Source organism: Hydrogenophaga crassostreae, from assembly GCF_001761385.1.
GTDB lineage: Bacteria > Pseudomonadota > Gammaproteobacteria > Burkholderiales > Burkholderiaceae_C > Hydrogenophaga > Hydrogenophaga crassostreae.
On the sequence record NZ_CP017476.1, the window covers coordinates 4,429,983 to 4,455,589 of the forward strand.

Here is a 25,607-nt window from a genome sequence, read left to right on the forward strand (position 1 = left end):
TCAAATTCTGAAGCATTCTTCATATTATGAACACATCCACCAACAACACCAGACTGTCATGTCCACATATCTCATCACCGGCGCCACCTCTGGCCTGGGCCTGCAGGTAGCCCTGCGCTTGGCCCGACAAGGCGGGCACCAACTCGTCTTGCCGGTACGCAACCCCAGTCGAGGCGCGGCGCTTGTGCAGGCTTTGCATACGACCGATCCTGTTCGCGTGTCCACACCGAGCATCGACCTGTCTTCGCTGCGCAGCGTGGCTGCATTTTTGAACACCTTCAACGCGGACACGAAAACGAAGCTCGACGGCATGCTGCTGAATGCCGGGGTGCAGTCCAGTGGCCAACTGGGGTTCACGCAAGACGGTATCGAGAGCAGCTTTGCAGTGAACCACCTAGCGTCCTTCTTCTTGGCCCAAGGTTTGCTAGAACACCTCAAGCCCGGCGCATTCGTCGGATGGACTTCCAGCGGCACACACGATCCGAACGAAACCGCTGCACGCATGGGAGGGTTCAGGGGCGCTCGCTACAGCAGCGCGACCCAATTGGCAATGGGGGAGTTGCGACCCGGCACGTCGGCTGCGCAAGCCTGCAAGGACGCGTACGCCACGTCCAAGCTGTGCAACATTGTTTGCGCCCGCGCATTCGCCGAACGCTATCCGGGCAAGGCCCAATTTTTCTCGTTCGATCCCGGGTTGATGCCCGGCACCGGCCTGAGCCGCGAGCATGGGGCAGCGGCCCAATGGGTATGGCGCAACGTGCTGCCGCGTCTGGCGCCCCTGCTTCCAGGGACCAGCACACCGGCGAAATCCTCGGCCATTTTGGTGCAATTGCTCACCGGACAACTGCTTGCGTCGTACAACGGCGCGTATTTCAGGCACACAGGAGCGCAGGAAGAGCCGGCAGCACCGGCCACCGAGGCATGGGTGGCACAAGATTTGATAACCACGAGCCACGCGCTTGTGGCGCCGTTTCTCGCGGCGGCGAAAGAAACGGCTTGAGGCGCACAGCGAAGGCGTGCCGACCCGAGCCTGCTGGCATGCAGTGGCTTGGCTCTGGGCCTGTTGTCCAAACCACCCCCCACCGCTATGACGGTCACCATGTGCCTGAAGCTCTGCGTGCCCAAACACTCCGCCCCGGCTCACCGGGCGCGTGTTGGCAGCGCGGGCGTGTTCGACAGCTTCGCCCAGCCGCAAAAGACCATAGAAAAAGCCCGCCTTTCTTGCGAAAGGCGGGCTTGTCTTTTTGGTGCGGCTGGCAGGAATTGAACCCACGACCCCTTGGTTCGTAGCCAAGTACTCTATCCAGCTGAGCTACAGCCGCTAAGCCTTCTATTCTATGCTGGAAAATGCGAATTCGACGCAATGGGCGAATGATTTTGACCCTAACCCGCGGCTTGCTCAAGCGACGCTGACTGTGCAACCGCCTCGGGCTATGATCCGCTCATGCGCGCCCAACCCAAACCCCGCCCCTGCGAAACCCCGGTACTCCGGCTGGTGACGTTGCGCGCGTGCTGGGCGGGCAAGTCAGGCCAGTTGGCGGGCAAGACGGAGCGTTACTGCCCCGGTCTGGCCGCAGACCACTGAGCCCGGCGACCGCCCTCCATCTTCTCCCATTGCGCAATTCAGGTCACCGGGCACCCACCCTGCGCTGACCCTGTGCCCCGCTCCTTTTGAGTCGGGCGCGCCACCTTCGCATTGGAATACCCCATGAACGCCCACATTTCTGAACGTGTGCTCACCGAGCTCGACCACACCCGCCTGAGCAAAATCGCCCGCTCGCCCTCCTCGCTCCTGCCCGACACCGTCCTGGATCCGTTGCAAGATCTGTTGATCGATGCCCACATCGTGCGTTCGCGCGAAGTGCGCGACGACATCGTCACGATGTACTCCCAGATTGAGGTGCGGTTGAACGAGAGTCAGGAGCTGAGCAAAATCGCGCTGTGTTATCCGGACGACGCCGAGCCAACCAGCGGCTTTGTCTCGGTGCTCTCGCCCATGGGCCTCGCGCTGCTCGGACTGACCCTTGGCCAGACCGCTCACTGGAAGAGCCCAACAGGTGCGGCCATGACCGCGACAGTAGAAGGCATCCTGTTCCAGCCCGAGGCAACAGGCGACTATGTGACCTGAGGCGCGAGCAAACCGAATCCCAAGGTCGTCAGGCCAGCAGCACGCCCACCCGCTGATGCAGGCCTGCGGGCGTCACCGAGATCGCGTCTGCTGGCGCGCCCACATTCAGGCCCACCCGGTTGAACCAACCGCGCCGAAACGGGCGCACCATGGCCGTTTGCTCGCCATCGAGCGTTTCTACCCGACTGAAAAACGAGCCCCAGAGGTTGTTGAGCGCCATGGGAATCACGGGTACGGCCACTCCGTCGGCCTGTGCCCGCTCCAGAATTTTCATGATGCCACCTTTGAAGGGCTGCAACTTGCCATCTTTGGTGATCGCTCCTTCAGGAAAAATGGCCAGCAAGTCACCTTCTCGCAGCACTTGGGCCGCCGCTTCAAAAGCCGTTTCGTAGGCTTGAGGATCTTCCTGCTGCGGCGCAATCGGAATCGCCCGGGCAAGCTTGAAGAGCCAGCCCAAAACAGGTACCTTGAAAATGCGGTGGTCCATCAGGAACCGAATTGGCCGGGGGCTGGCCGCCATCAGCAACACAGCATCAACAAAGCTCACATGGTTGCATACCAGCACAGCGGCGCCCCGGGATGGAATGTGTTCATCGCCCTGCACCTTGAAACGGTAGACAAAGCGCGACGCCACCCATGCCACAAAGCGCAGCAGGTATTCCGGCACCAGCATGAAGATGTAAAACGCGACCACTGCGTTGGCCAGGCCCACAAACAGGAACATCTGCGGAATGGTGAAGCCCGCTCCGAGCAGGGCACCAGCAAGCAAGGCGCTGGCAATCATGAAAAGCGCGTTCAAGATGTTGTTGGCGGCGATGATGCGGGCGCGATGGGTAGGCTGGCTGCGCATCTGGATCAGGGCGTACATGGGCACGCTGTAAAGACCGGCAAACAAGCTCAGCAAGGCCAGATCAGCCAACACGCGCCAGTGGGCGGTATCGGCAACGAAGGCCCCCAGACCCAGGCCGCTGGCGGGCGGAAGACCACGGGTTGCAAAGTACAGATCGACCGAAAACACACTCATACCGATGGCGCCCACCGGGACAAGGCCGATCTCCACATGGCGCCGGCTCAAGACCTCGCAAAGCAACGAGCCGGTGCCGATTCCGATGGAGAACACCACCAGCAACAACGACGCCACCTGTTCGTCACCATGCAACACATCCTTCGCAAAGGCGGGGAACAGGCTCAGGAACACCGCTCCGAAGAACCACATCCAGCTGATACCCAACACCGAGCGAAACACCACAGGCGTCTGGCGCGCAAGTTTCAGATTGGCCCAGGTTTCGGTCAGCGGGTTCCAGTTGATCTTGAGGCTGCCGTCCATGGCTGGAGACGCCGGGATGTGGTGTGAAGCCACCCGGCCAAGAATGGCCAGACCGACGCATGTAAAGCCCACATGGTGGGCACCAATTTCCGGTACCGCGATGATCAAGCCACCAGCCACATTGCCCAGCAAGATGGCTACAAAAGTCCCCATCTCGACCATGCCGTTGCCCCCCGTGAGTTCGCGCTCGCTCAGGTGTTGCGGCAGGTAGGCAAACTTGACCGGGCCAAACACGGTGGACTGCAGACCCATCAGAAAAATGCACGCCAGCAACACTGGAATGTTGTCAATGAAAAAACCCAGCGCCGCGATGGCCATGATGCCGACCTCGGCGCGTTTGAGCCAGATGATCATCTGGCGCCGGTCGAGCTTGTCGGCCAGCTGACCGCTGGTCGCAGAGAACAACAAAAAGGGCAAGATGAACAGTGCGCCAATCACCAGGCCGGCCAGATCGGCAGGAAGCCACTGCACCTGCAACTGGTACGTAACCAACACCGTAAACGCAAACTTGAACAGGTTGTCGTTTGCGGCGCCCAGAAATTGCGTCCAGAAAAACGGCGCAAAGCGGCGCTGGCCCATGAGGGCGAACTGACCGCCCTCCGGATGTGCAGTTGCAGCTGGCATCTCGGGGTTTGCGATGGTGTGACTCATGGTGCGGTATTCCTCTGTGCGTTCTTCTTATGGCCACTCACTGCCGGGCTTCGGAGCCTCTGGCTTGCGCATTCTGCCGCATGGCCCTCATCACGGGCCAGGCGGCCAGCGCCGCCACCAGATGCTTGAGCGAATGCCCCGAAACCAGCCCCCCAGTCGCGTGAAACACGCCGGCATCACCCATTTCAAATGCCTTGGCCAGTGCATACAAGGCCAGCAGGCCCCCCAGCGACACACCCAGCGCCGTGGGCAAGGGCTTGCGAAGCGCGGCCCAGGCCATGAATGCCATGCCACCAAACTGCACAACAACCCAGGGCAGCACGTTGCCATGGACAAGGGGCATGACGGCCGACAAGCATCCCACCAGCAACATGGCCAGCAGGGTGTTGCGAGCGATCAGTGCGCCCACCCGCTCGGCCATGGCCAGTCCAAGCGCCCCGGCAAAAATGACCGCCATGCCCAGACGGTCAAACACAAGGCCCTGGGCATCGGGCGCCCAGTGGTAAACCGAAGAACCCACGGCGGTGAACACAAGGCCCCAGGAAAACACCCTGAGGGCTTGATACGTGTTGATGTGAAAGGCGGCAGCACCCGCGCGTTTGAGCACCGCAAGACCCCACCCCCCCACCAGAGCCAGGGGCGCATTGCTCAAGACGTCGAGCGCATTGGGAATGCCCGCCCAGGCACGCGCATCGACAAACGGATGACCGTGGGCAAAGAGATGACCATGACCATTGGGCGACAAGTTGACACCAACATAAGCGAGCAATGCCGGGCCAAAGAAGGCGGCCACCATCCACACCACCAGGGCCAGCCAGCCGCTGGTGCACAGGTGGCGCTGGGTCGGCGTGAGCGGCATGGCTTGGCCGGAAAGTGAATCTGCGTTTGATTTGACGGATGAGCTAAACACTGGCGAACTCCCAAAGACCGATAAGGAATGCGCCGCAGTGTGATCAGGCATGTACCTAAATGGATTCGATTTCCGATACAGTTGGGACTCAGAACACCACCAGTATCAAAAAACAATACCCATGAGCACCACAAGCGATCTGATTCTGGCAATCAAGAAAGAGCTCAAAGCCACCCAGATGACCTACGCCGACCTGGCGCACGCACTGGACATGGCGGAATCGAGCGTGAAGCGCATGCTGGCCAAGGGCGATATGTCCCTCTCCCGGGTCGATGAGATTTGCCGGGCTCTCAAGATCGACTTCGCCGAGCTCTCACGCCGCGTGGCAGACGCGCAGCCGCTGCTGACCGAGATGACTCAAGAACAAGAGCGCGCAGTGGTGGCCGACAAAAAACTGCTGCTGGCGGCTATTTGCGTGCTCAGCCAATGGACGCTGGAGCAAATCACCGGGCGCTACCGGATGACTGAAGCGGAATGCGTAAAGTACTTCGCCCAACTCGACCGCATCGGCATCATCGAGCTGCGTCCGCTCAACCGCTACCGCCTCAAGCTCGCCAAAACCTTCCGCTGGCGCGCACACGGCGCCGTGATGAACTACTTCCGGGAAAATGCCGTGCTCGACTATTTCTCAGGCGGATTCGGCGGCCACGGAGAAGGATTGCTGATGGTGCACGGGTCCATCAGCCGGGCCTTGGCGCCCACCTTTCTGGAACGCTTGCAACGCGTGGCACAAGATTTTTCCCAGCAGCACCAAGCCGATCAAAAGCTGGCCGACAAAGATCTGGAGGGCTACACAATGGTGCTTTGCATGCGCAGCTGGGAGTTCGAAGCATTTGCGCAGCTCAGGCGCTAGGACCTGTTCACATGCAAGGGTGTACCGGCCCAGCGGAGCACCGAGCCACCCCGGGAACCGGTGCCCTGAAAAGCCGGTTCCAGATGACCTTGGGCGGCCCCTCCCCCTGCCCGTTTCGTGATGAATTCATCGGCGCAAATCGCAAGCCATTGGCCTTTGGTTGACGGGGCTGGCATGATCGAGGGTTACGGTCGCCTTGTTGCGGCATGCCTTTTTGCATATTTGACAGCGCATACATGACATCCAACGTTCCCGAATCTCCTGCCAGCGACGCTCCTGCCACGCCGATAGCCGAGGCCGCTGTGAACGCGCCCGCCACCGATGCTGAAACACACGTGGCAGCCGCCAGCGAACCAGACGCCCCAGCCAATCCAGCCAGCAGCCAGCCAAAAAGTGGCCGTGGTCCGCGTGGCGGGCAAGGTGGTGGACGGAGTGCTCAACCAAACAGGCAAGGCGGCGGCGCGGTGACGCGGCAACACCCGATGCTTGATCAGCTCGCCGCGCTCTACCCGGCCTTGTTTGGCGAAACCCTGCTGCCGCTCAAGCGCGGGATTTTTCAAGACCTGCTTGCCGCCCAGCCCGAAGCGTTGGACAAAGCTGGTTTAAAGGCCGCATTGGCGCTGCACACCCGATCAACCCGCTACCTCACCGCTGTGGCCTCAGGCCAGCAACGCCACGACCTGGCAGGCCTGCCGGTCGAACCGCTGGCGCCCGAGCATGTGCACCATGCGCTGATCGAGGTGTTCCGCCGCCGTGGCGCGCGCAGCCGCGAAGACCTGCGCCCCAAAATGCGCCAGCGCATCGCCATTGCATTTGAAGCATCCGGCCTGTCGCGGGACGCCTATCTGGAGCTGGTTTCGGGCAAGGACGAAGAAGTGAACCAGATCACCAAAGACGGCGTCGAAGTGGCCGCCACCCGCCTCGCGCGCGACGAAGCGTTGCTGCGCACCTTCGAAGCCAGCGGTAAAAACCTCAACGAGTTCGCCGACATGTACGGCCTGCATGTGCTTGATGCCAACCGAACAGTGGAGCGAGCAAAGGTGCGGCGCGACCAGATCGCAAGCCTGGCCCTGGCCGAAGAACGGGTGGCTGCGGCAGATCCCGGCGAATAGTCACGCTTGCCAGTCCAGGCGCACCCAGCAAAAAGGCCCTGGGTCACCCAAGGGCCTTTTCTTTGCGCAAATCTCGGCCCCCTACGGGGCTTTTCGGCTTTGTTCACCGCGGCATCAGGCAGGATCCCGCAGCGCCCTGCGCAGGATTTTCCCGACGTTGGTCTTGGGAAGGTCGTTTTTGAATTCGATGTGTTGCGGGCGCTTGTAGCCGGTGAGGTTGTCGTGGCAGTAGCGGCTCACGTCTTCTGCGCTCAGAGTCGGATCGCTGCGCACAATGAAAACCTTGATGGCTTCGCCCTGACGCTCATCGGGCACGCCGACTGCGGCACACTCCAACACCCCTGGACAAGACGCAATCACGCTCTCCAGCTCGCTGGGAAACACGTTGAAGCCGGACACCAGGATCATGTCTTTCTTGCGGTCGACGATGCGGGTATAGCCCTGCGCATCCATCTCACCGATGTCACCCGTGCGCATGTAGCCGTCGGCCGTGAATGCCTTCTCGGTTTCATCGGGCTGGTTGTAATAGCCCGTCATCACGTTGGGGCCATGAATGCAAATCTCGCCCGACTGGCCGAGCGGTACGGTGTTGCCCTCGTCGTCTTTGATCGCGATGCGGATACTGGGCAGCGGCAGGCCGATGTTGCCGCTGAAATGGGTATTGGAGACCGGGTTGTTGGTGCCGATGGCGCAGGTCTCGCTCATGCCCCAGCCTTCGATCATGGCCGAACCGGTGACCTTTTGCCACTCTTTGGCCGTGGCCTCGGTGGCGGCCATGCCGCCGGCCTGGGAAACCGCCAGCGATGAAAAATCGAGCGCGCGGAATTCGGCGTTTTGCAGCAAGCCGTTGAACAGCGTGTTCACCGCTGGCAGCAAATGGAAGGGGCGCTTTTTCAGCGTTTTGACAAAGCCGGGAATGTCGCGCGGGTTGGGAATGAGCGTCGTGTGCGCACCCCATCGCATGGTCAGCAAACTGAGCGTGAGCGCGAAGATGTGGTACAGCGGCAAGGCCGCGATATTGTTGCTCTCACGGATGTCGCCCACCTTGGCCAACGCTGGTGTAAACCAGGCTTCGGCCTGCAGCAGACCCGCGATGATGTTGCGGTGGGTGATGACCGCGCCTTTGGACAGGCCGGTGGTGCCGCCCGTGTACTGCAGGAAGGCGGTTGCGTCTTTGTTGGCCGTGCTCGGCGCAAAGGGCTTGCCCTGGCCCCGGGCCAATGCGGTGGGGAAATTCACAATCGTGCGCGGTCCCCTGGGGCCATCCAGCGGCAGTTTGTAAGCCGGCACCATTTTGGCCAGATGGCGCACGGCAAAGGTGATCCATTTGCCTTTGGCGCCACCAAGCAGATCGCCCAACCCGGTGAGCACCACATGTTGCACCTCGGTTTGATCGATCACCTCTTGCAGCACCGTCGCAAAGTTCTCCAGAATCACGATAGCTTTGGCACCCGAGTCCTTCAACTGGTGCTCCAGCTCGCGGGCGGTGTAAAGCGGGTTGACGTTGACGACTGTGAATCCGGCGCGCAACACCGCGGCCATGGCCACCAGAAACTGCGGCACGTTGGGCACCATGATCGCCACGCGGTCACCGGCCTGCAGGCCCTGCCCTTGCAACCAGGCGCCGAGCGCGCGGCTGTGGCGCTCCAGCTCGCCATAGGTCATCCACTTTTCCATGCACACCGACACCGGGCGCGACGCGTTCTGGTGCAAGCTCTCTTCGATCAACGCGGCCAACGAAACATGGGCCTCCGCATCGATGTCATGCGGTACGCCCGCAGGATACTGTGCCAGCCAGGGGCGGTCGTCGGTGGTGGAAGGGGTCATGTGCATGTCTCTCGAGATGGGTTTTATGGGATCCGGGGCACCAGGGTGCCGAACACTTCAGAATAGCATCGGACCCTTCGTTTCGCGGCACCGCCCGAGTTGCCCGGCGTCACGAACGCGACGCAGGGCGTGCGATAGTTCAAGCATGACAACCCCTACCCTGCCGCAGCCCCTGCCGAACCGACCTGAGCCGCCGACTGGCTCCGCCTTGGCACGTTTGCAACGCACATTGATGGCGGCCGCCTGGGTGACATCGCTGCTCTGGCTGGTCTTGATGTGGCCTCGCTCCCCGTTCTGGGCCTCTGTCGGTTTGATGCTGGGCGCGTGGAGCCACGCGATCATTCTTGCGGTCGAGCTGGCACTTGCTTCACGGGTCAACCGGACCGACAGCGTGACTCAGCCCAGCTTTGCCCAACGCGTCAACGCCTGGTGGCAAGAAGCCACGCTCACCCCCTCCATATTCCTTTGGCGGCAACCTTTTCGCTGGCGCGATCTGCCCGACAACACAGGGACAGCAGGTCGGTTCGCACCTGGCTCCACCGTGGTCCTGATCCATGGGTTTGTGTGCAACCGGGGCTTCTGGGCGCCATGGATGCAGGCCATGCGCAATGCGGGGGTGCCGTACACCTCGGTGAATCTGGAACCGGTGTTTGGGTCCATCGACGCGGGTGTGCCCCTGATTGAAGACGCTGTTTCGCGCGCAGAGCAGCTGGGGGCCAAACTGCCTGTTCTGGTTTGCCACAGCATGGGCGGGCTGGCGGCGCGAGCATGGCTGGCCAGCGCACCTGGCAACCTTCGCCGTGTGGGCCGGGTCATCACCATCGGATCGCCCCACCACGGCACCTGGCTGGCGCGCTGGAGCCGGGTTACCAACGGCCGCCAGATGCGACAACACAGCGACTGGCTGAACGCGCTGGCCGCCAAAGAGGCAGCGCTACACGGTCACCAGGCCTACACCCCGTTCCTGTGCTGGTATTCCAACGCCGACCACATCGTGTTCCCCACTTCCACCGCCATGCTGCCTGACGCCGACAACCGCCATGTGCCTGGCGTGCCGCATGTGGCGCTGGCGTTTCACCCCACCGTGATGCGCGAGTCGCTGGCGATGGTGGTGCCTGCGGCGATTTCACCCGAGGCGCGCACGGCTTCGTAAAGCGGCGTGAAATCGGGCGCCGTGAAGTCGAACAGCTGCTGGAAACTTTCGATCACGAAGTAGGTCGCCTGGTAGTCGTCAATTTTGTATTTCGTGCGCATGCAGCGCACCAGATCGAGCGCGATGCGCAGCGGATCCGGGCTGTTGACACTGTGACGCAACTCACCCGAAGAGCTCAAAATGCCGGCGCCGTAGGCGCGCAGACCGTCGGTTTGCTGGATAAGCCCGAACTCGATGGTGTACCAGTACAAGCGCGACAACAGCTCGCCCGCGCCCAGATCGTGCGCCTTCAACCCGCCCGCGCCGTAGCGTTGCACGTAATCGGCAAACACCGGGTTGAACAGCAACGGCACATGGCCAAACAGGTCGTGGAACACATCGGGCTCGACGATGTACTCAAACTCATCGGGTTTGCGGATCCAGTCGGTCACCGGGAAGCGCCGGTTGGCCAGCAAGTCAAAGAATGGCCGCTCGGGAATCAGCCCGGGCACGGCCACGATTTCCCAGCCTGTGGCTGGCTTCAAGCGCTCATTGATTTCTTCGAAGCGCGGGATGCGGTCCTTCACTCCCAACGACGGCAAGGCTTCAATGAACGCGTCACAAGCCAACCCCGGCAACAGCGCCGACTGCCGCTCGTACAGACGGCGGTAGGTGTCGTGATCGGCTTCGGTGTAGCTGCCCCAGTTCTGCGGGCAGGTGTAATCGTCCATCGCGCGGCTGTAATCGCCACGCGGGGGGCGCTCACTGGCGCCATAAACAACAGGGGCAACGGCCATGGGTGTTCTCCTTCAATCCAACCAAAACTGCCACACAGAATTCCCGAAAAAGGTGCAGGGCGAAGCGCGCGGGCGCAGGCAGTGGCAGCGCCACGGCAAGCCCGCGCAACGACGCTATGCGCCTTTTGTCGGGGATTCCAACGCGCCGCGGCGGATTTGGTCCAGCTCCATCGTCTCGAACAGCGCCTTGAAGTTGCCTTCGCCAAAGCCGTCATTGCCTTTGCGCTGGATGAACTCGAAGAAGATGGGGCCAAGCTGGTTTTCGCTGAAGATTTGCAGCAGCAGTTCGCCGTGGTTGCCGTCGACCAGAATGTTGCGAGCCTTGAGGCCTTCCAGGTCTTCACCGTGGCCGGGAATGCGCTTGTCGAGCAGCTCGTAGTAGGTGTCGCTGGTGTTGAGCAGTTTCACGCCCGCCATCTGCAGTGCATCCACCGTGTCGTACAGGTTGGTCGAGCCCATGGCGATGTGCTGAATGCCCTCGCCCTGGTAGCGGTCCAGGTACTCCTGAATCTGACCGGCCTTCTCGTTGCCCTCTTCGTTGATCGGGATGCGGATCTTGCCGCAAGGGCTGGTCATGGCCTTGCTCTTGACGCCGGTGGCCTGACCTTCGATATCAAAGTAGCGCACTTCGCGGAAGTTGAACAGGCGCTCGTAGAAGCCCGACCATTCGGCCATGCGGCCACGGTGCACGTTGTGGGTCAGGTGGTCGATGTAGGTCAGGCCATGGCCCACTGGGTTCAGCGTGGCGCCGGGCAGCGGCTTGAAATCGACATCGAAGAAACCGATGTTGCCGATGGCGCCTTCTTCTGCGCCATTTTTGCCGCGCCACTGGTCGATGAAATAGATGATCGAATCGCCAATGCCCTTGATGGCCGGGATGTTGAGTTCGCCCGGGCCGGCGTCTTGCGCGTAGCCCCAGGCGCCCAGCGAAATCGCGCGCTCGTAGGCCGCCTTGGCATCGGCCACGCGGAACGCGATGGCGCACACGCTGGGGCCATGCAGACGGGCGAAACGCTGGGCAAAGCTGTCAGGCTCGGCGTTGATGATGAAGTTGACACCGCCCTGGCGGTAAAGGGTCACGTCTTTGCGCCGGTGCTTGGCGATGGCCTGGAATCCCATGCTTTCAAACAGGGCGCCCATGGCAGCCGGATCGGGTGCGGCGTATTCGATGAATTCAAAGCCATCGGTACCCATGGGATTGTCCCAGGTGGTTGTGTCGGGCGTGGCAGGCTGCTGCTTGGCGGTATTCATGTCGCTTGTCTCCTGTTGTGAGCGGTCCGGCGTCATGGACCGTTGATTCTGGTGAAGTCGAACCCACCACTGTATCGGTGCAATCCATCAAGATTGCTGCGTTTTGAGGCGAATCCTCCGCCCTTAACGCAGGAAACCTGCAAAATATCAATCATGCAAGCACCTGACAAGCTCGACCGCCACATTCTGCGCATCCTTCAAACCGATGGCAGGGCCACCTACGACCAAATCGCCGAAACCGTGGGCCTTTCCCCCAGTGCCGTGCTGCGCCGCGTGAAGCGGCTGGAAGACACAGGCGTGATCGACCGTTATGTTGCGCTCATTCGCCCTGAAGCGGTGGGTTTGGGTCTGACAGCCTATGTCAATGTGCGACTGGAGAAGCACTTTGAAAGCGCCAAGCGCAACCCGATGGACGTATTCCGCGCCAGCGTGGTGGGCTGGGCGGAGGTGGTGGAATGCGTGGCGCTGACGGGGGAAATGGACTACCAGTTGCGCCTGGTGGTGGCCGACATGCCGGCCTATTCGCGCTTCATGATGGATACGCTGCTCAAACACCCCAGCGTGCAAGACTGCAAAACCAGTTTTGTGATGGACCGGGTGAAAAGCACCACAGCGATGCCGGTTTGACACCCGGGCTCTGCCCAATTTGTTGCAGCGCAACAAAACAGCCCCAACCCAGGCAGAATTCGCCCGTTTATCGGCTTATCGGCGGGGCCGTGTCGCCTGACACGCGAAATACTAGGGATAACCCTTATATTGAACGCATGTCCAGCCCAAATCCTCCGATCCCATCGACCAGCCTGCAACAGGCGACAGGGCAGCGCAGTGGCCAAGCCTCTGCAGCAGCCGACAACGCACCGGGCGCGGTGGTGCCGATCCGTTCCATGGGTTTGAGGCATTTGCCTGATATCGAAGCGCACTTGCTGGCGCTGGACCCGCAGGATCGCTATTTGCGCTTTGGCTACTCGGCCAACGATGAACACATCAGGAAGTATGTGGGTCAGCTCCGTTTCGAGCGCGACGAGCTGTTTGGCATCTTCAACCGCAAGCTTGAACTGATCGCCATGGCGCACCTCGCGTTTTCAGTGGATCCCAGCTTCAAGAGCTGCGCCGAGTTTGGTGTGTCGGTCGCCAAAGGCGCACGCGCCAGGGGTTACGGCAGCCAGCTGTTCAACCGCGCCGTGATGCATGCACGCAACGAGGGCGTGAACCAGCTGTTCATTCATGCACTGTCGGAAAACACGGCCATGCTCAAGATCGCCCGAAAAGCCGGTGCCCGGATTGAGCGCGACGGATCGGAAAGCGAGGCCCACCTGGTGTTGCCGCCCGCCAGTTTCGATACGCGCGTGATCGAACTGTTCAACGAACAAGTGGCCATCACCGACTACCACCTCAAGGCCCGGGCACGCAGATTCTGGGGATTTTTGTCGATCCTGCAAGGCGCTCGCAGCGATGAGAAGCAGCCAGCGCACTCCGAATAGCCAACCAACTCGACCCGGCAAAGCGAGCCCCGGCGCGATCAAGCCTTGAGGCTCGGCACCGCCACAGAGCCAGCTTTACGGGCGGCCGTGGGCTTGCGGTATCCTTTGGCCCGTAGCAACCAACCCTTTCCCTCAGTGGCCGACATCCCCCCCAGTCCCGGGCCGCAGCGCAGCCTGCGGCAAGAAGACAAGCGTGGATTCCTGCAAAAACTCGCAGAATTCATCCACCCTGGTCCAGATTCCATCGCCGAACTGATCGGCATCCTGGCTGAAGCCGAAGACAACGACATCATCAATGCCGAGTCGCGCGTGATGCTCGAAGGCGTGATGCGCATCGCCAATATGTCCGCAGGCGATGTGATGGTGGCAGCGCCGCGCATGGACCTGCTGGATATCGATGCGCCCTACGAAGAGCTGCTGCACATCATCATCGACACGGCGCACTCGCGGTTTCCGGTCTACGAAGACGACCGCGAAAACATCATCGGCATCCTGCTCGCCAAAGACCTGCTCAAGCTGCAACGCGCGCCAGAGCACAACATCAGGGCCCTGTTGCGCCCAGCCACCTTTGTGCCCGAAAGCAAAGGGCTCAACGATCTGTTGCGCGAATTCCGCGGCAACCGCAACCACCTGGCCATCGTGATCGACGAGTTTGGCCGCATGGCCGGGCTGATCACGATTGAAGACGTGCTCGAAGAAATCGTGGGCGAAATCGAAGATGAATTCGACGAGGTGGAAGACGAAGGCGATATCTACGCCCTGGCCGACAACACCTGGCGGGTCAGCGGCGACACGCCCATCGAGCGCATCAACGAATCGTTTACCGTGAAGCTGCCATTCGACGAGTTCGAAACCATTGGCGGCTTGATTGCCCACGATATGGGTCACGTACCCAAGCGCGGCGAAATTCACGAAGCCGAAGGTTTGCGCTTCATTGTTTTGCACACCAAGGGTGGCGCGGTGAAGTGGTTCAAAGTGATGCCTGCGCCCCAGCAAGACGCCGCCTGACAGGTTGTATGCGCAGCCTGTTTGGCAACCTGCACCCAACATCTGGTTTGCTGCCGTTGAGTGACCAGCCACAGCGCCATGTGGCCAAAGGTTCGGCATGGCTCTGGGCCTTGGTGTGCCTGGCCGCCGGTGCGGTTCAGGCCGCTTCGCTCGCCTGGCCCCCGCAAGCCTGGGCCTGGCCCGCCACCTCTCCAGGGGCGCCCAGCGGCCTGTGGCAAGTTGTCTCCCTGGCCGTGCTCGTGCTCGCGTTGCTGCGTGCCCAGCGCGTCGGGCAGGCCGCGTGGCGCGGCTGGCTGTTTGCCTGGAGCTGGCTGGCCTGCACGTTTTCCTGGCTGTTCGTTTCCATGCATACCTACGGCGGACTCGCCGACTGGATGGCCGTGCTGGCCGTGCTGGCGCTGGCTGGCGGCATGGCGCTGTTCTACGCCGGAGCCGCTTGCGCCATGGCCATACTGGCGCCACGGTCCCGAGGCGGACAGGTGTTGCTGTTTGCTGCCTTGTGGACCATGGCCGAGCTGGCCCGGGGCAGCTGGTTCACAGGCTTGCCGTGGGGCGCAGGCGGCTATGCACAAGCCGATACCATGAGTGGGCTGGCGCCGTGGGTCGGTGTATACGGCATGGGCGCGCTGGCAGCCATGCTGGCCTATGCACTGGCCATCGCGGTTCATTGGCTGCCATTGCCCTTCTTGGGCGCAACGCCACATGGACTGGCCCGACTTTCCCGCCCTTCTTTCGCCACCAGATGGCTCAATCGGGCAGTGGCGCTGGCGCTGGTGGCGCTGCTCGTGGGCCTTCAGTGGAATCACCGCTGGCAAGACGCTGCGTTGGCGGAAACAAGCTCCACTGGCGACCTGAATGTGTGGCTGCTGCAAGGCAACATCGCGCAGAACGAGAAGTTTGAAACCGGCACCGGCGTGGCCCAGGCACTGGCCTGGTATCCACAACAAATTGCCGACGCCCAGGCCGCAGTCAAACGCCGGGCCGCCAACGCACCCCAGCTGGTCGTGGCCCCCGAGACCGCCATTCCCATGCTGCCGCAACAACTGTCGGCCGACGCATTCTGGCGTCCCTTCCTGCGCCACATTGCCGACCAGCCCGAAGCACAACCAGAACAAAGCATGGCGGTACTGGTGGGTTTGCCGCTTGGCGCCTTTGAAACCGGCTACACCAACTCCGCCTGGGGCATCACCAGCGAAACCGCGGGCCGCGCCATGGGCTTGATCGCTGACGCACCCGACGGCAGCTACCTGCAACCCGGCGGCGGCAACTACCCGGGCGCAGGCTTTTACCGCTACAGCAAACACCACCTGGTGCCGTTTGGCGAGTTCATTCCCCCGTGGTTCCGCTGGTTCACGGACCTGATGCATATTCCGCTGGGTGACTTCGCAAGAGGGGCCACTGTTCAACCGCCGTGGGCCCTTGCTGGTCAGCGCGTCGCTCCCAATATTTGTTATGAAGACTTGTTCGGCGAAGAGCTGGCCGCGTCCTTCAGGGTATCGGAAGAGGCACCCACGGTGCTCGTGAACCTGAGCAACATCGCCTGGTTCGGCGACATGTCGGCCACCGACCAGCACCTGCAGATCTCACGCCTGCGCGCCATGGAGCTGGGTCGCCCCATGTTGCGAGCCACCAATACCGGCGCCACGGCGGTCATTGATCACCGCGGCACGGTCACCCACCTCCTCCCCCGCACCACGCAAGGCCGCCTGGAGGCCCAGACGCAAGGACGAAGCGGGCTCACGCCGTTTGCCCAATGGGCAGGCACCTTCGGTTTATGGCCAGCCTGGGCACTGTGCGGCGGCGTCTTGCTGATGGCCTTGCTGGCCAAGCTGCTTCGCTACACCCTCGCTTCCGCCAAGCCCCGGCGGGGCTGAAGAAGCTCCGGCTCGATCACCACCCCGGGCGCTTGCCTGCGCCGATTGGTCCTGCCCCGTAAAATCGACTGTTCCGTCGCGACCAGCCAGGGTGGCGACCCACTCCTTTTCTCAATAAGCGCGGCCCGCCCACGGGGCCCGCGCAAATGCCGACAACGACGCCGACACCATGTTGACCTTTCAGCAAATCATTTTGAAACTGCAGTCCTATTGGGATGCACAAGGCTGCGCTCTGCTTCAGCCCATCGACATGGAAGTCGGCGCCGGCACCAGCCACACCGCCACCTTTCTGCGCGCACTCGGCCCCGAGCCGTGGAAGGCCGCCTACGTGCAGCCCAGCCGCCGCCCCAAGGACGGCCGTTACGGCGAAAACCCCAACCGCCTGCAGCACTACTACCAATACCAGGTGGTGCTCAAGCCAGCGCCGGCCAACATTCTCGAGCTGTACCTCGGTTCACTCGAAGCGCTGGGCTTCGACCTGAAGAAGAACGACATCCGATTCGTGGAAGACGACTGGGAAAACCCCACGCTGGGGGCCTGGGGCCTGGGCTGGGAAGTCTGGCTCAACGGGATGGAAGTCACGCAGTTCACCTATTTCCAGCAGGTGGGCGGCATCGACTGCAAACCCGCCACCGGCGAAATCACCTACGGCCTGGAGCGCCTGGCCATGTACTTGCAGGGCGTGGACAACGTCTACAACCTGAAGTGGACCGACACGCTGAGCTACGGCGATGTGTACCTGCAAAACGAGAAAGAGCAGTCGGCATACAACTTCGAACACGCCGACGCCGATTTCCTGTTCACCGCTTTTGCGGCTCACGAAAAGCAGGCCAACCACCTGATCGCATCCGAACTCGCTTTGCCCGCCTACGAGCAGGTGCTCAAGTGCGCGCACAGCTTCAACCTGCTCGACGCCCGTGGCGCCATCAGCGTGACCGAACGTGCCGCCTACATGGGGCGCATCCGCGATCTGGCGCGCAAGGTCGCCCGCAGCTACCTCGACAGCCGCGCCCGCCTGGGCTTCCCGATGGCGCCGAAAGCCTGGAGCGAAGAAGTGCTGGCCGAGATGGCCAAAGCCGAACAAAAAAAGAAGGCCGCCTGAGCGAGCGCAGAGAACACCATGACGACCCAAAACCTCCTCGTAGAACTGTTTGTCGAAGAGCTGCCCCCCAAGGCGCTCAAGAAGCTGGGCGATGCCTTCGCCCAGGTGTTGGCCGACCAGCTCAAAGCCCAAGGTCTGGCCAGCGCTGACGCCGCCGTGACCGCCTTCGCTTCGCCTCGCCGCCTGGCCGTGCATGTGACCGGCGTGGCCGATCGTGCGGCCGACAAAGCCGTGTCGCAAAAACTCATGCCCGTGAGCGTGGGCCTCACCGCCGATGGCCAGGCCACCCCTGCGCTGCTCAAACGCCTGGGCGCGCTCGGTGCCGATGCTTCCGTTGTGCCCAGCCTGAAGCGCGCGCCCGATGGCAAGGCCGAAGCCTTGTTTTTCGACAGCATCGCGCCCGGCGTGGCGCTCGCCCCCGGCCTGCAAAAAGCGCTGGACGAAGCCTTGGCCAAGCTGCCCATTCCCAAGGTCATGACCTACCAGCTGGAAACCGACTGTGAGCAGCCCGGCTGGAGCAGCGTGCAGTTCGTGCGCCCGGCGCACGGTCTGGTGGCTTTGCACGGCAGCACGGTCGTGCCCCTCAAGGTGCTGGGTCTGACCTCCGGCAACAGTACCCACGGCCACCGCTTCGAAGCCGCTGTGGACCCGGTGGTCTTGAAAGACGCCGACAGCTACGCCGCCACGCTGTTGCAAGACGGCTCGGTGATCGCATCGTTTGAAGCGCGCAAGGCCGAGATCGCACGCCAGCTCGCCGCTGCGGCGGCCAAGCTCGGCGGTGGCTGCCAGCCGATTGAAGACGACGCCCTGCTCGAGGAAGTGACGGCCCTGGTCGAGCGACCCAACGTGCTCACCTGCTCGTTCGAAACCGAATACCTCGACGTGCCGCAGGAATGCCTGATCCTGACGATGAAGGCCAATCAAAAATACTTCCCGCTGCTGGACGCGCAGGGCAAGCTGACCAACCAGTTTCTGGTGGTCAGCAACATCAGCCCGGACGACGCCAGCGCCGTGATCCAGGGCAACGAGCGCGTCGTGCGCCCGCGCCTGGCCGACGCCAAATTCTTCTTCGACCAGGACCGCAAGAAGACACTGGCCTCGCGCGTCGAAGGCCTGGGCAAGGTGGTTTATCACAACAAGCTGGGCACGCAGGGCGAGCGCGTGGAGCGCGTGCGCGCCATCGCCAGGGCCATTGGCCAGCAACTGGGCGGCGATGTGTTGGCGAAAAGCGCCGACAGCGCAGCCCAACTGGCCAAGACCGATTTGCTGACCGACATGGTGGGTGAATTCCCCGAGCTGCAAGGCATCATGGGCGGCTACTACGCACGCTACGATGGCCTCAGCGAAGACATCGCCTTCGCTATCGAAGACCACTACAAGCCGCGCTTCGCTGGCGACGAGCTGCCACGCAACATGGCGGGTGTGGTCGTGGCGCTGGCCGACAAGCTGGAAACGCTGGTGGGCATGTTTGGTATCGGCAACCTGCCCACCGGTGACAAAGACCCGTTTGCGCTGCGGCGGCATGCCCTGGGCGTGATCCGCATGCTGGTGGAAAAGGACTTGGCACTGAACCTTGCGGACCTCATCGACATGGCTTCGGTGACGTTCGCTGGCATCAGCGAATTCAAGAAATCAGTGGTGATGGACGAGTTAGAAGGCAAGTTCATCTTCGACCGCCTCGCGGGTAGCCTTCGTGAACAGGGAGCAAGCGCTCAAGAGGTTGATGCTGTGCTCGCCCTTCGCCCCCAACGCCTGGCCGAAGTGAGTCAGCGCCTGAACGCCGTGCGCGCCTTCGCGGCCTTGGCCGAAGCGCCTGCGCTGGCTGCGGCCAACAAGCGCATTGGCAACATCCTGAAAAAATCGGAAGGCGAGGGCGCTGCGGTTGACGCGAGCCTGTTCGTGGAAGCGGCAGAGAAAGATCTCTACGCCGCCATGCAGGCCACGGTGCCTGTCGCCAACGGCCAGTTCGACGCGGGTGACTACACCAACAGCTTGCAGACGCTGGCCGCCTTGCGCACGCCGGTCGATGCTTTCTTTGATGGCGTGATGGTGAACGCAGAAGACCCCAAACTCAAGGCCAACCGCCTGGGCTTGCTGAAGCAATTGCACGAAGCCATGAACCGCGTGGCCGACCTCTCGCGTCTGGCCTCATGAAACCCCCACGCTCCACCGCTGCGGGGGTCGCTGCCCCGAGACTGGAGAGGGCCCCGGCCTTCGCCGGGTACGGGGGGGCGGCCCTGCGCTGCGGCCCTGTCCTTCAGTGGAGTAATCCATGAAACTGCTCATCCTCGACCGCGACGGCACGCTCAACCGCAGCCGCGATGACCACGTGGCTTCGGCCGATGAGTGGGAGGCTTTGCCAGGCGCACTGGAGGCCGTGGCGCGGTTGAACCAGGGTGGCTGGCGGGTGGTTTTGGCGACCAACCAGAGCGGCATTGGCCGAGGCCTGTTCGACATGGCTTCGCTCAACGCCATTCACGCCAAGATGCACCGCCAGCTGGCCGTCGCCGGCGCCCGCGTGGACGCGGTGTTTTTCTGCCCTCATGCGCCCGAAGACGGCTGCCACTGCCGCAAACCGGAGCCCGGTCTGTTTGAACAGGTGGGCTCGCGCTACGGCATCCCCTTGTCCACGGTTCCGGTAGCGGGCAATGCTTTGCGCCATGTACAGGCCGGTACCGCAGCGGGTTGCCCGTCTCATTTGCTGCTCACCGGTCAATCGGAGCACCTGCGTGACTTTCAAGGGGGCGTGCCAGAGGCGGGCATCAAGGGCATGGACGCCAGCATCATGGTGCACCTCGACTTGCCAGCCTTCGCCGACTGGCTGCTCAGTCAGCCAGAAGCCGTTGCCGTCACCTGAAACGCCGCCCCCACACCCCCTCAACGGCACCGATTCCCGCTCAAACCCAGCGCACCGCTCACCCATGAAAATTGTCAATTTCCTGCGTTCCGTTTTGCACCTCCTGTTCATGGCGATCACGGTGATTCCCTGGGCATTGGCCGTGATGGTCGCTGCGCCCTTCATGAACAGCACCAAGGTCTACTGGATGTGCGCCCGCTGGCTCAAGCTGGCGGTGGACGGTGGCACCGTGATCCTGGGCATCAAGAACAAGGTGATCGGCTTTGAGAATTTGCCAGTAGGCGACAAGGCCCCGGCGGTCCTGCTGGTGAAACACCAGTCGCTCTGGGAAACGTTTTGCATGGCCGCCTTGATGCCCCATCCGCTGGCGTTCGTGTTCAAGAAAGAACTGCTGAAGGTGCCTTTTTTTGGCTGGGCCATGGCGCGCATGGACATGATCCACATCGACCGTGCCGACGGTGCACGGGCCTTCATCAAGGTGGTGCAACAGGGCCAGCGCCTGCTTGACCAGGGCACCTGGGTGATCATGTTTCCCGAAGGCACGCGAATCGAGCGCGGCCAGAAAGGCAACTACAAGAGCGGCGGCACGCGGCTGGCGATTCGCACTGGCGCGCCGGTGATTCCAATTGCCGTGACCTCGGCCAAATGCTGGCCGAAAAAAGCGTTCATCAAAACCCCTGGCACCGTGGAGTTTTCCATCGGCAAACCGATTTCGAGCGAAGGCCGTGAACCGGACGAGCTGATGAAAGAGGTAGAAGACTGGATCGAAGCAGAAATGCATCGCCTCGACCCCGCAGCATATGTCCCCCCCCGCGCCACGCCATAGGCGTGTCACCCCCCAGGGGGCAACGCTGGCCGACCGGCGGAGCCGGATCGACGGCGTTCTGGGTTTGGCTTCCGCTCATTGGCTTGGCGTTTTGTTGATTTAGACACCTGGATCACACCTTTCTGGCATGAAGCAGTTGTTGCAAATGGCGTTTGATTTTTTGGGTGGACCGGATCCGGTGTTGCCTGGGAAGTTGTCTGCGCCAAAGGCCACGCCATCGCCAGAACCCACGCCTTCTCCCGAGCCACGCGACCCCAGTGCGCCACCGGCGCTGCCGCTGTCCGATGTGTTCCAGCCCGCCACCTGGCACCACCCCCGCGCCAACCGTCTGATCATGTTGGGTGAAGTGGAGGTGGCTTACGAATTCAAGCGGGGCAAGCGCAAGACCATTGGCTTGTCGGTGGGCAAGGACGGCCTCACCGTCAGCGCGCCGCGCTGGTCACCGGTAGGTGAGGTGGAGGCGCTGATCCGCAACAAATCGGCCTGGGTGCTGGAGAAGCTGCAAAAGGCCCATGAACGGGTGGGCGAGATGGCGCAGGCGAAAACGGTGTGGGCCGATGGCGCGGAGTTCGACTATCTGGGCGAGCGCGTGCGCCTGTTGCTGGACCCGGCGCAGGCATCTTCTCACGCGAGCGCCGAGCTGCAAGCCGCCGAAGGCGAAGAAGCCATGCCCACGCTGCGCCTCGGTGTGGCCGGCAACGCCAGCGAAACCCAGGTGCGCGACGCCGCGCAGGCCTGGCTGATGCGGCAAGCCAAGCGGGTGTTCACCCAGCGGCTCGACCATTTCGCGCCGCAGCTGGGCGTGACCTACAGCCGCCTGCGCCTGTCCAGCGCCGGCACCCGCTGGGGCAGCGCCAGCGTGGACGGCACCATTCGCCTCAATTGGCGGTTGGTGCATCTGGAGATGAAGATGGTGGACTACGTGGTGGTGCACGAACTCAGCCATTTGCGCCACATGGACCACAGCGCCAACTTCTGGAACGTGGTGGCCGAGGTCATGCCCGATCACGCATTGCGCCGCCGCGCGCTCAAACAGTCGGGGCTGGCGCTGGAAGATTGAGCAACCGCGTTGCCTTTGAACCGGCGACAGCCGGGCTCAGGCCGAGGCATCCGCCTCGGTGGGCTCGGCGGCATCCTCGGTCGACGTGTCTGGTGGGGTTTCAGAATCCTGTTCGATGGTCTCCGCCGTCCCGGACTCACCGGGGTCCTCCGCCACGGCCTTCGGTTCGGCGGCTTCAGGAGGCTCCACGGGTTCAGGGGAATCCTCCGGAACCGCTGAATCGCCGGGACCGCTTGACGATCCCACGCCCTCCTCCCACAGCTGCTCCAGCGTCTGAATCACATCGCGAAGCTTGAAAGGCTGCAACAGCAAACGGCGCACCTTCAGCGCTTTGAGCTGCCGGGCCAGGTCGGCTGTGCATTCGTGCGCCATCACCACCACCGCGACCTCGGGTCCACAGGGGAAGTCGCCAGCCCGCAACCGGGTCAGCAACGCCAGTGCTGCCACCTCTTCACCCATGGACAGCACCAAACCACTCAAGCGCCCGGTCCTCAAATGCTGTTCGGCCATGGACACACTGGTGGCCTGGGTCACCCGCGCCACATTCAGGTCGCGGCACACGGATGCCACCGTTCCCCTGACCGTGTTGTCGGCGTCCACCAACAAAATCTTGGGTGCTTTAGCAAACGCAGCAATGCTCACGACAAGGCCTCCTCACGCCGAAACAGTTCCTCAACGACCAGATCGCGCAAACCGCACAGCACGGCCACATCCAGGCGGTCGAAAGCGCGCGGGCGGCGATCCATCACACACAGGGTGCCGACCACCTGGCCATACGGCAACCGGAGCCCTGCGCCAGCGTAGAAACGCACAAAGGGCTTGCCGATGACCAGCGGGTTGTCGGCGAAGCGCGGGTCCGCCAGGGCATCAGGGACCACCAGAGGCGTGGACTGGGCCACAGCGTGCCCACAAAACGAAACATCCCGAGGGGTTTCGCTGGCCTCCACGCCAAAGTTCGATTTGAACCATTGGCGGTCCTGGTCCACCAGCGAGACCAGGGCCATGGGCACATCAAATTCCTTGGCGGCAAAGGCCGAAAGGCGGTCGAAACGCTCTTCAGGTGGCGTGTCGAGAATGAGCAGGTCGCGCAACGATTTCAAGCGCTTTTTTTCGTTGTGAGGCAGGGGTGGTTGGATCAAGGTTTACTCCAAAAGGCTGCTGTTTGGTGCCGAACGTGCGCTCACCGGGCCGGCATCGGCCAGCGCGTCGATAGCGAAAGTTCGTATCTGTTGCATCGGCGGTTGGCGCCAAAACCTGAGCCCGTTTACCCGATTCCCCGAAAATCTGGGGCTTCCACATCACCTTGGCGTCCCACGCCCCCAGATAAACATAAGCAAATTGCGATATAAGGGAATTTCGATCACGATTCACCGGAGACCGCGCATGCCAATGAGCACCAAACATAGCCATGTCAGCCTGTGGCACGCCGCCATTGGACTGCTGATGTGGACCAGCGGCAGTCTGGCTGCGGCGGCTGACAGCCAACCCCCCATGCAGCTGGAACAGGTGGGGCCACACAGCTACTACGTGCAAGGGCAGTCTGCGCTGGGATCGCCCCAGAACCAGAACTTCATCTCCAACGCCGGTTTTGTCATCACGCCGGAAAGCGTGGTGGTCATCGATGCACTGGGCTCGCCAGCGTTGGCCGAACGGCTCACGGCGGAGATCAGAAAGCTCACACCGCTGCCGATCTCCCATGTGATCCTGACCCACTACCACGCCGACCACATCTACGGGCTGCAATTTTTCAAAGCGCTCGGCGCGCACATCACGGCACACGGGTCGGCCAAGGAATACATCCAGTCCGACACAGCCCGGTTGCGCCTGGAAGCCTCTCGCACCGATCTCGCGCCCTGGATCGACGAGAAGACCAGACTGGTTGAAGCAGACACCTGGATCAGCGGCCCCACGGTGCTGAAAATAGGCGGCATGGTGTTTGAGATCGACCACGTCGGCCCCTCACATACCCCCGAAGACCTGACCATCTTTGTGCCTTCGGAAAAGGTGCTTTTCGCCGGCGACCTGTTTTTCAACGGCCGCCTGCCCTTTGTGGGCAAAGCCAACAGCAGCCAATGGATCAAGTCGCTGGAACTGATGCTCGCGCACGATGCCAACACCGTAGTACCCGGACACGGCGCCGCATCCACCGACCCGAAAAAAGACATCGGCGTGACCCGCGACTACCTCAAGTTCCTGCGCAGCGCCATGGGCCAGGCGGTGCAAGATTTCGTGCCCTTCGAAGAGGCCTACAAAGACACCGACTGGGGCGCCTTCTCGGCCATCCCCATGTTTGGCTTTGCCAACCGCATGAACGCCTACAACACCTATCTGTTGATGGAGGAAGAGGCGCTGGAAAAGAAGCGCTGAGTGTGGATATCTTGCCGGGTACGTCTCAAGCGGCTCGCCACACGGGGTGTGCACCGATGCGGTCGAGCAAAAAATCCATGAACACCCTGACCTTGGCGCTCAGCACATTCGACTTGGGATAAATCAGCCACAGCGCGGACCGGTCATCGACCGCGTAGGCGGGCAACACCCGAACCAGCGAACCCTGCTCGATTTCGCGGTGAACGCTCCAGAGCGAATTGATGGAAATGCCGGCCCCTGCCAGGGTGGCAATTTTCTGGCTCAGCCCATCGTCTAGCACCAGCCGGCTGCCGGTCTGGCGCGGGTCAAACACCGCCGCCTGCCCCTCTGGGCCGATCAGCGCTCTTGGCAAAGCATCCCTGAACCCCATCAACTGGTGATTGGCCAGCTCATCGGGGTGGCGCGGCGTACCGTGCTGCGCCAGATAACCCGGCGATGCGCACAACACCCGTTGGTCGTCCGCCAGCTTGCGGCACCTGAGACTGCTGTCTTCCAGAGCGGCGTTGCGCAGGGCCAGATCAAAGCTGCCTTCGATCAAATCAAACGGGGTATCTGAGAGCCTCAAATCCAGCTGCACGCCGGGATGTTGCTTCAAAAAATCGGGCAACAAAGGCGCGATGTACAGCTGGGCGAAGGTGCTCGATGCGGCAAAACGCAGGGTCCCTGAGGCCTGCACCTGCCCACGCCCCAACGCCGCCAGCGCTGCGGCCTCCTGCGCCAGCATTTCGCGGGCGAAGGGCAAAAACTCGGCCCCTTCCAGCGAGAGCGACACCTTGCGCGTGGATCGCCGCAGCAGGTCGGCCCCGAGGGTGTGCTCCAGCTTGGCCAGGCGGGCGCTGGCCACGGCAGGCGCCAAGCCCAGCTCACGGCCCGCCGCGCTGATGTTGAGCCGCTCGGCCGCGAGCACAAAGAGTCGAATGCTGTCCGTGTCCATAAATTATCTTTATTTCGCGAATAATGAATTCTATTTCAGGTACTTTTATCGGATTTCAATGGGCAATAAAGTCGCTATCAACCCCTTTTAATCCCCTTCTGGAGAAATCT

Annotated in this window: 24 protein-coding genes and 1 tRNA gene; 16 read left to right on the forward strand and 9 right to left on the reverse strand. The window is 62.1% G+C overall.

The annotated features are described in order from the left end of the window. Positions 1-58: 58 nt before the first annotated feature. Complete coding sequence (locus LPB072_RS20555) at positions 59-1,000, forward strand: SDR family NAD(P)-dependent oxidoreductase (protein WP_157694188.1); 942 nt, start codon at positions 59-61, stop codon at positions 998-1,000. Positions 1,001-1,245: 245 nt separating this feature from the next. Here LPB072_RS20555 and LPB072_RS20560 read toward each other — a convergent pair. Beyond that, a tRNA-Arg gene (locus tag LPB072_RS20560) sits at positions 1,246-1,322 on the reverse strand. A gap of 122 nt (positions 1,323-1,444) precedes the next feature. Here LPB072_RS20560 and LPB072_RS23590 point away from each other — a divergent pair. Both LPB072_RS23590 and LPB072_RS20565 read left to right on the forward strand, forming a co-directional pair. Further along, the gene (locus LPB072_RS23590) at positions 1,445-1,585 is read left to right on the forward strand and encodes a hypothetical protein (protein ID WP_157559380.1); all 141 of its coding nucleotides are present in this window, start codon (positions 1,445-1,447) and stop codon (positions 1,583-1,585) included. Positions 1,586-1,708: 123 nt separating this feature from the next. Continuing rightward, a complete protein-coding gene (locus LPB072_RS20565) occupies positions 1,709-2,128 on the forward strand; it encodes a GreA/GreB family elongation factor (RefSeq protein WP_066095764.1) in 420 nt (139 codons plus the stop codon). Between the two features lie 28 nt (positions 2,129-2,156). Here LPB072_RS20565 and LPB072_RS20570 read toward each other — a convergent pair whose 3' ends face one another. Both LPB072_RS20570 and LPB072_RS20575 read right to left on the reverse strand, forming a co-directional pair. Next, complete coding sequence (locus LPB072_RS20570) at positions 2,157-4,106, reverse strand: MFS transporter (protein ID WP_066095767.1); 1,950 nt, start codon at positions 4,104-4,106, stop codon at positions 2,157-2,159. A gap of 37 nt (positions 4,107-4,143) precedes the next feature. After that, on the reverse strand, positions 4,144-4,965 hold the full coding sequence (locus LPB072_RS20575) for a hypothetical protein (protein ID WP_066095770.1): 822 nt from the start codon (positions 4,963-4,965) through the stop codon (positions 4,144-4,146). Between the two features lie 172 nt (positions 4,966-5,137). Between LPB072_RS20575 and LPB072_RS20580 the strand changes: the two genes are divergently transcribed. Both LPB072_RS20580 and LPB072_RS20585 read left to right on the forward strand, forming a co-directional pair. Next, positions 5,138-5,869, forward strand: a complete 732-nt coding sequence (locus tag LPB072_RS20580) for a helix-turn-helix domain-containing protein (RefSeq protein WP_066095773.1) — start codon at positions 5,138-5,140, stop codon at positions 5,867-5,869. A gap of 236 nt (positions 5,870-6,105) precedes the next feature. Next, complete coding sequence (locus LPB072_RS20585) at positions 6,106-6,981, forward strand: ProQ/FinO family protein (RefSeq protein ID WP_066095776.1); 876 nt, start codon at positions 6,106-6,108, stop codon at positions 6,979-6,981. Positions 6,982-7,095: 114 nt separating this feature from the next. On the opposite strand, the gene LPB072_RS20590 is transcribed toward LPB072_RS20585, so the two are convergent. Further along, positions 7,096-8,808, reverse strand: coding sequence for an AMP-binding protein (locus LPB072_RS20590; protein ID WP_066095874.1), 1,713 nt, complete (start codon positions 8,806-8,808; stop codon positions 7,096-7,098). A gap of 145 nt (positions 8,809-8,953) precedes the next feature. On the opposite strand from LPB072_RS20590, the gene LPB072_RS20595 reads away from it, so the two are divergent. After that, positions 8,954-9,961 carry an esterase/lipase family protein gene (locus LPB072_RS20595; RefSeq protein ID WP_231943328.1) on the forward strand — a complete coding sequence of 336 codons (1,008 nt, stop codon included), beginning with the start codon at positions 8,954-8,956 and terminating at the stop codon, positions 9,959-9,961. Here LPB072_RS20595 and phhA read toward each other — a convergent pair. Then, positions 9,883-10,737 (reverse strand): phenylalanine 4-monooxygenase, encoded by an 855-nt coding sequence (gene phhA, locus LPB072_RS20600; protein ID WP_066095783.1) that lies wholly within the window; start codon positions 10,735-10,737, stop codon positions 9,883-9,885. The genes LPB072_RS20595 and phhA overlap by 79 nt on opposite strands. Before the next feature lie 114 nt (positions 10,738-10,851). After that, a complete protein-coding gene (gene hppD / locus LPB072_RS20605) occupies positions 10,852-11,988 on the reverse strand; it encodes a 4-hydroxyphenylpyruvate dioxygenase (protein ID WP_066095877.1) in 1,137 nt (378 codons plus the stop codon). A 153-nt stretch (positions 11,989-12,141) separates the two neighbouring features. Here hppD and LPB072_RS20610 point away from each other — a divergent pair, with 153 nt between their 5' ends. From LPB072_RS20610 to LPB072_RS20650, 9 genes are all read left to right on the forward strand, one after another. Then, positions 12,142-12,615 (forward strand): Lrp/AsnC family transcriptional regulator, encoded by a 474-nt coding sequence (locus LPB072_RS20610; RefSeq protein ID WP_066095785.1) that lies wholly within the window; start codon positions 12,142-12,144, stop codon positions 12,613-12,615. Between the two features lie 137 nt (positions 12,616-12,752). Further along, on the forward strand, positions 12,753-13,469 hold the full coding sequence (locus LPB072_RS20615; protein WP_082877146.1) for a GNAT family N-acetyltransferase: 717 nt from the start codon (positions 12,753-12,755) through the stop codon (positions 13,467-13,469). Positions 13,470-13,604: 135 nt separating this feature from the next. Beyond that, positions 13,605-14,477: an HlyC/CorC family transporter gene (locus tag LPB072_RS20620; protein WP_082877147.1), complete on the forward strand. Its 873-nt coding sequence runs from the start codon at positions 13,605-13,607 to the stop codon at positions 14,475-14,477. An 8-nt stretch (positions 14,478-14,485) separates the two neighbouring features. Then, positions 14,486-16,351, forward strand: a complete 1,866-nt coding sequence (gene lnt / locus LPB072_RS20625) for an apolipoprotein N-acyltransferase (protein ID WP_082877148.1) — start codon at positions 14,486-14,488, stop codon at positions 16,349-16,351. Positions 16,352-16,520: 169 nt separating this feature from the next. Further along, positions 16,521-17,453 carry a glycine--tRNA ligase subunit alpha gene (gene glyQ, locus LPB072_RS20630; RefSeq protein WP_066095792.1) on the forward strand — a complete coding sequence of 311 codons (933 nt, stop codon included), beginning with the start codon at positions 16,521-16,523 and terminating at the stop codon, positions 17,451-17,453. A gap of 18 nt (positions 17,454-17,471) precedes the next feature. Beyond that, positions 17,472-19,607, forward strand: a complete 2,136-nt coding sequence (glyS, locus tag LPB072_RS20635) for a glycine--tRNA ligase subunit beta (RefSeq protein WP_066095795.1) — start codon at positions 17,472-17,474, stop codon at positions 19,605-19,607. Between the two features lie 118 nt (positions 19,608-19,725). Then, a complete protein-coding gene (gmhB, locus tag LPB072_RS20640) occupies positions 19,726-20,310 on the forward strand; it encodes a D-glycero-beta-D-manno-heptose 1,7-bisphosphate 7-phosphatase (protein ID WP_066095797.1) in 585 nt (194 codons plus the stop codon). 64 nt (positions 20,311-20,374) lie between these two features. After that, on the forward strand, positions 20,375-21,136 hold the full coding sequence (locus tag LPB072_RS20645; RefSeq protein ID WP_066095801.1) for a lysophospholipid acyltransferase family protein: 762 nt from the start codon (positions 20,375-20,377) through the stop codon (positions 21,134-21,136). A 127-nt stretch (positions 21,137-21,263) separates the two neighbouring features. Further along, on the forward strand, positions 21,264-22,196 hold the full coding sequence (locus LPB072_RS20650) for a M48 family metallopeptidase (RefSeq protein ID WP_066095803.1): 933 nt from the start codon (positions 21,264-21,266) through the stop codon (positions 22,194-22,196). Between the two features lie 36 nt (positions 22,197-22,232). Here the strand turns inward: LPB072_RS20650 and LPB072_RS20655 are convergent, their stop codons facing one another. Next, on the reverse strand, positions 22,233-22,838 hold the full coding sequence (locus LPB072_RS20655) for a DNA-binding transcriptional response regulator (RefSeq protein ID WP_066095806.1): 606 nt from the start codon (positions 22,836-22,838) through the stop codon (positions 22,233-22,235). Then, positions 22,835-23,335 (reverse strand): GAF domain-containing protein, encoded by a 501-nt coding sequence (locus LPB072_RS20660; RefSeq protein WP_066095809.1) that lies wholly within the window; start codon positions 23,333-23,335, stop codon positions 22,835-22,837. Before LPB072_RS20660 ends, LPB072_RS20655 begins: the two co-directional genes overlap by 4 nt. Positions 23,336-23,585: 250 nt before the next feature. Between LPB072_RS20660 and LPB072_RS20665 the strand changes: the two genes are divergently transcribed. After that, the gene (locus tag LPB072_RS20665; protein WP_231943330.1) at positions 23,586-24,563 is read left to right on the forward strand and encodes an MBL fold metallo-hydrolase; all 978 of its coding nucleotides are present in this window, start codon (positions 23,586-23,588) and stop codon (positions 24,561-24,563) included. A gap of 25 nt (positions 24,564-24,588) precedes the next feature. Here the strand turns inward: LPB072_RS20665 and LPB072_RS20670 are convergent, their stop codons facing one another. Then, positions 24,589-25,497, reverse strand: a complete 909-nt coding sequence (locus LPB072_RS20670; protein WP_066095811.1) for a LysR family transcriptional regulator — start codon at positions 25,495-25,497, stop codon at positions 24,589-24,591. Positions 25,498-25,607: the final 110 nt, after the last annotated feature.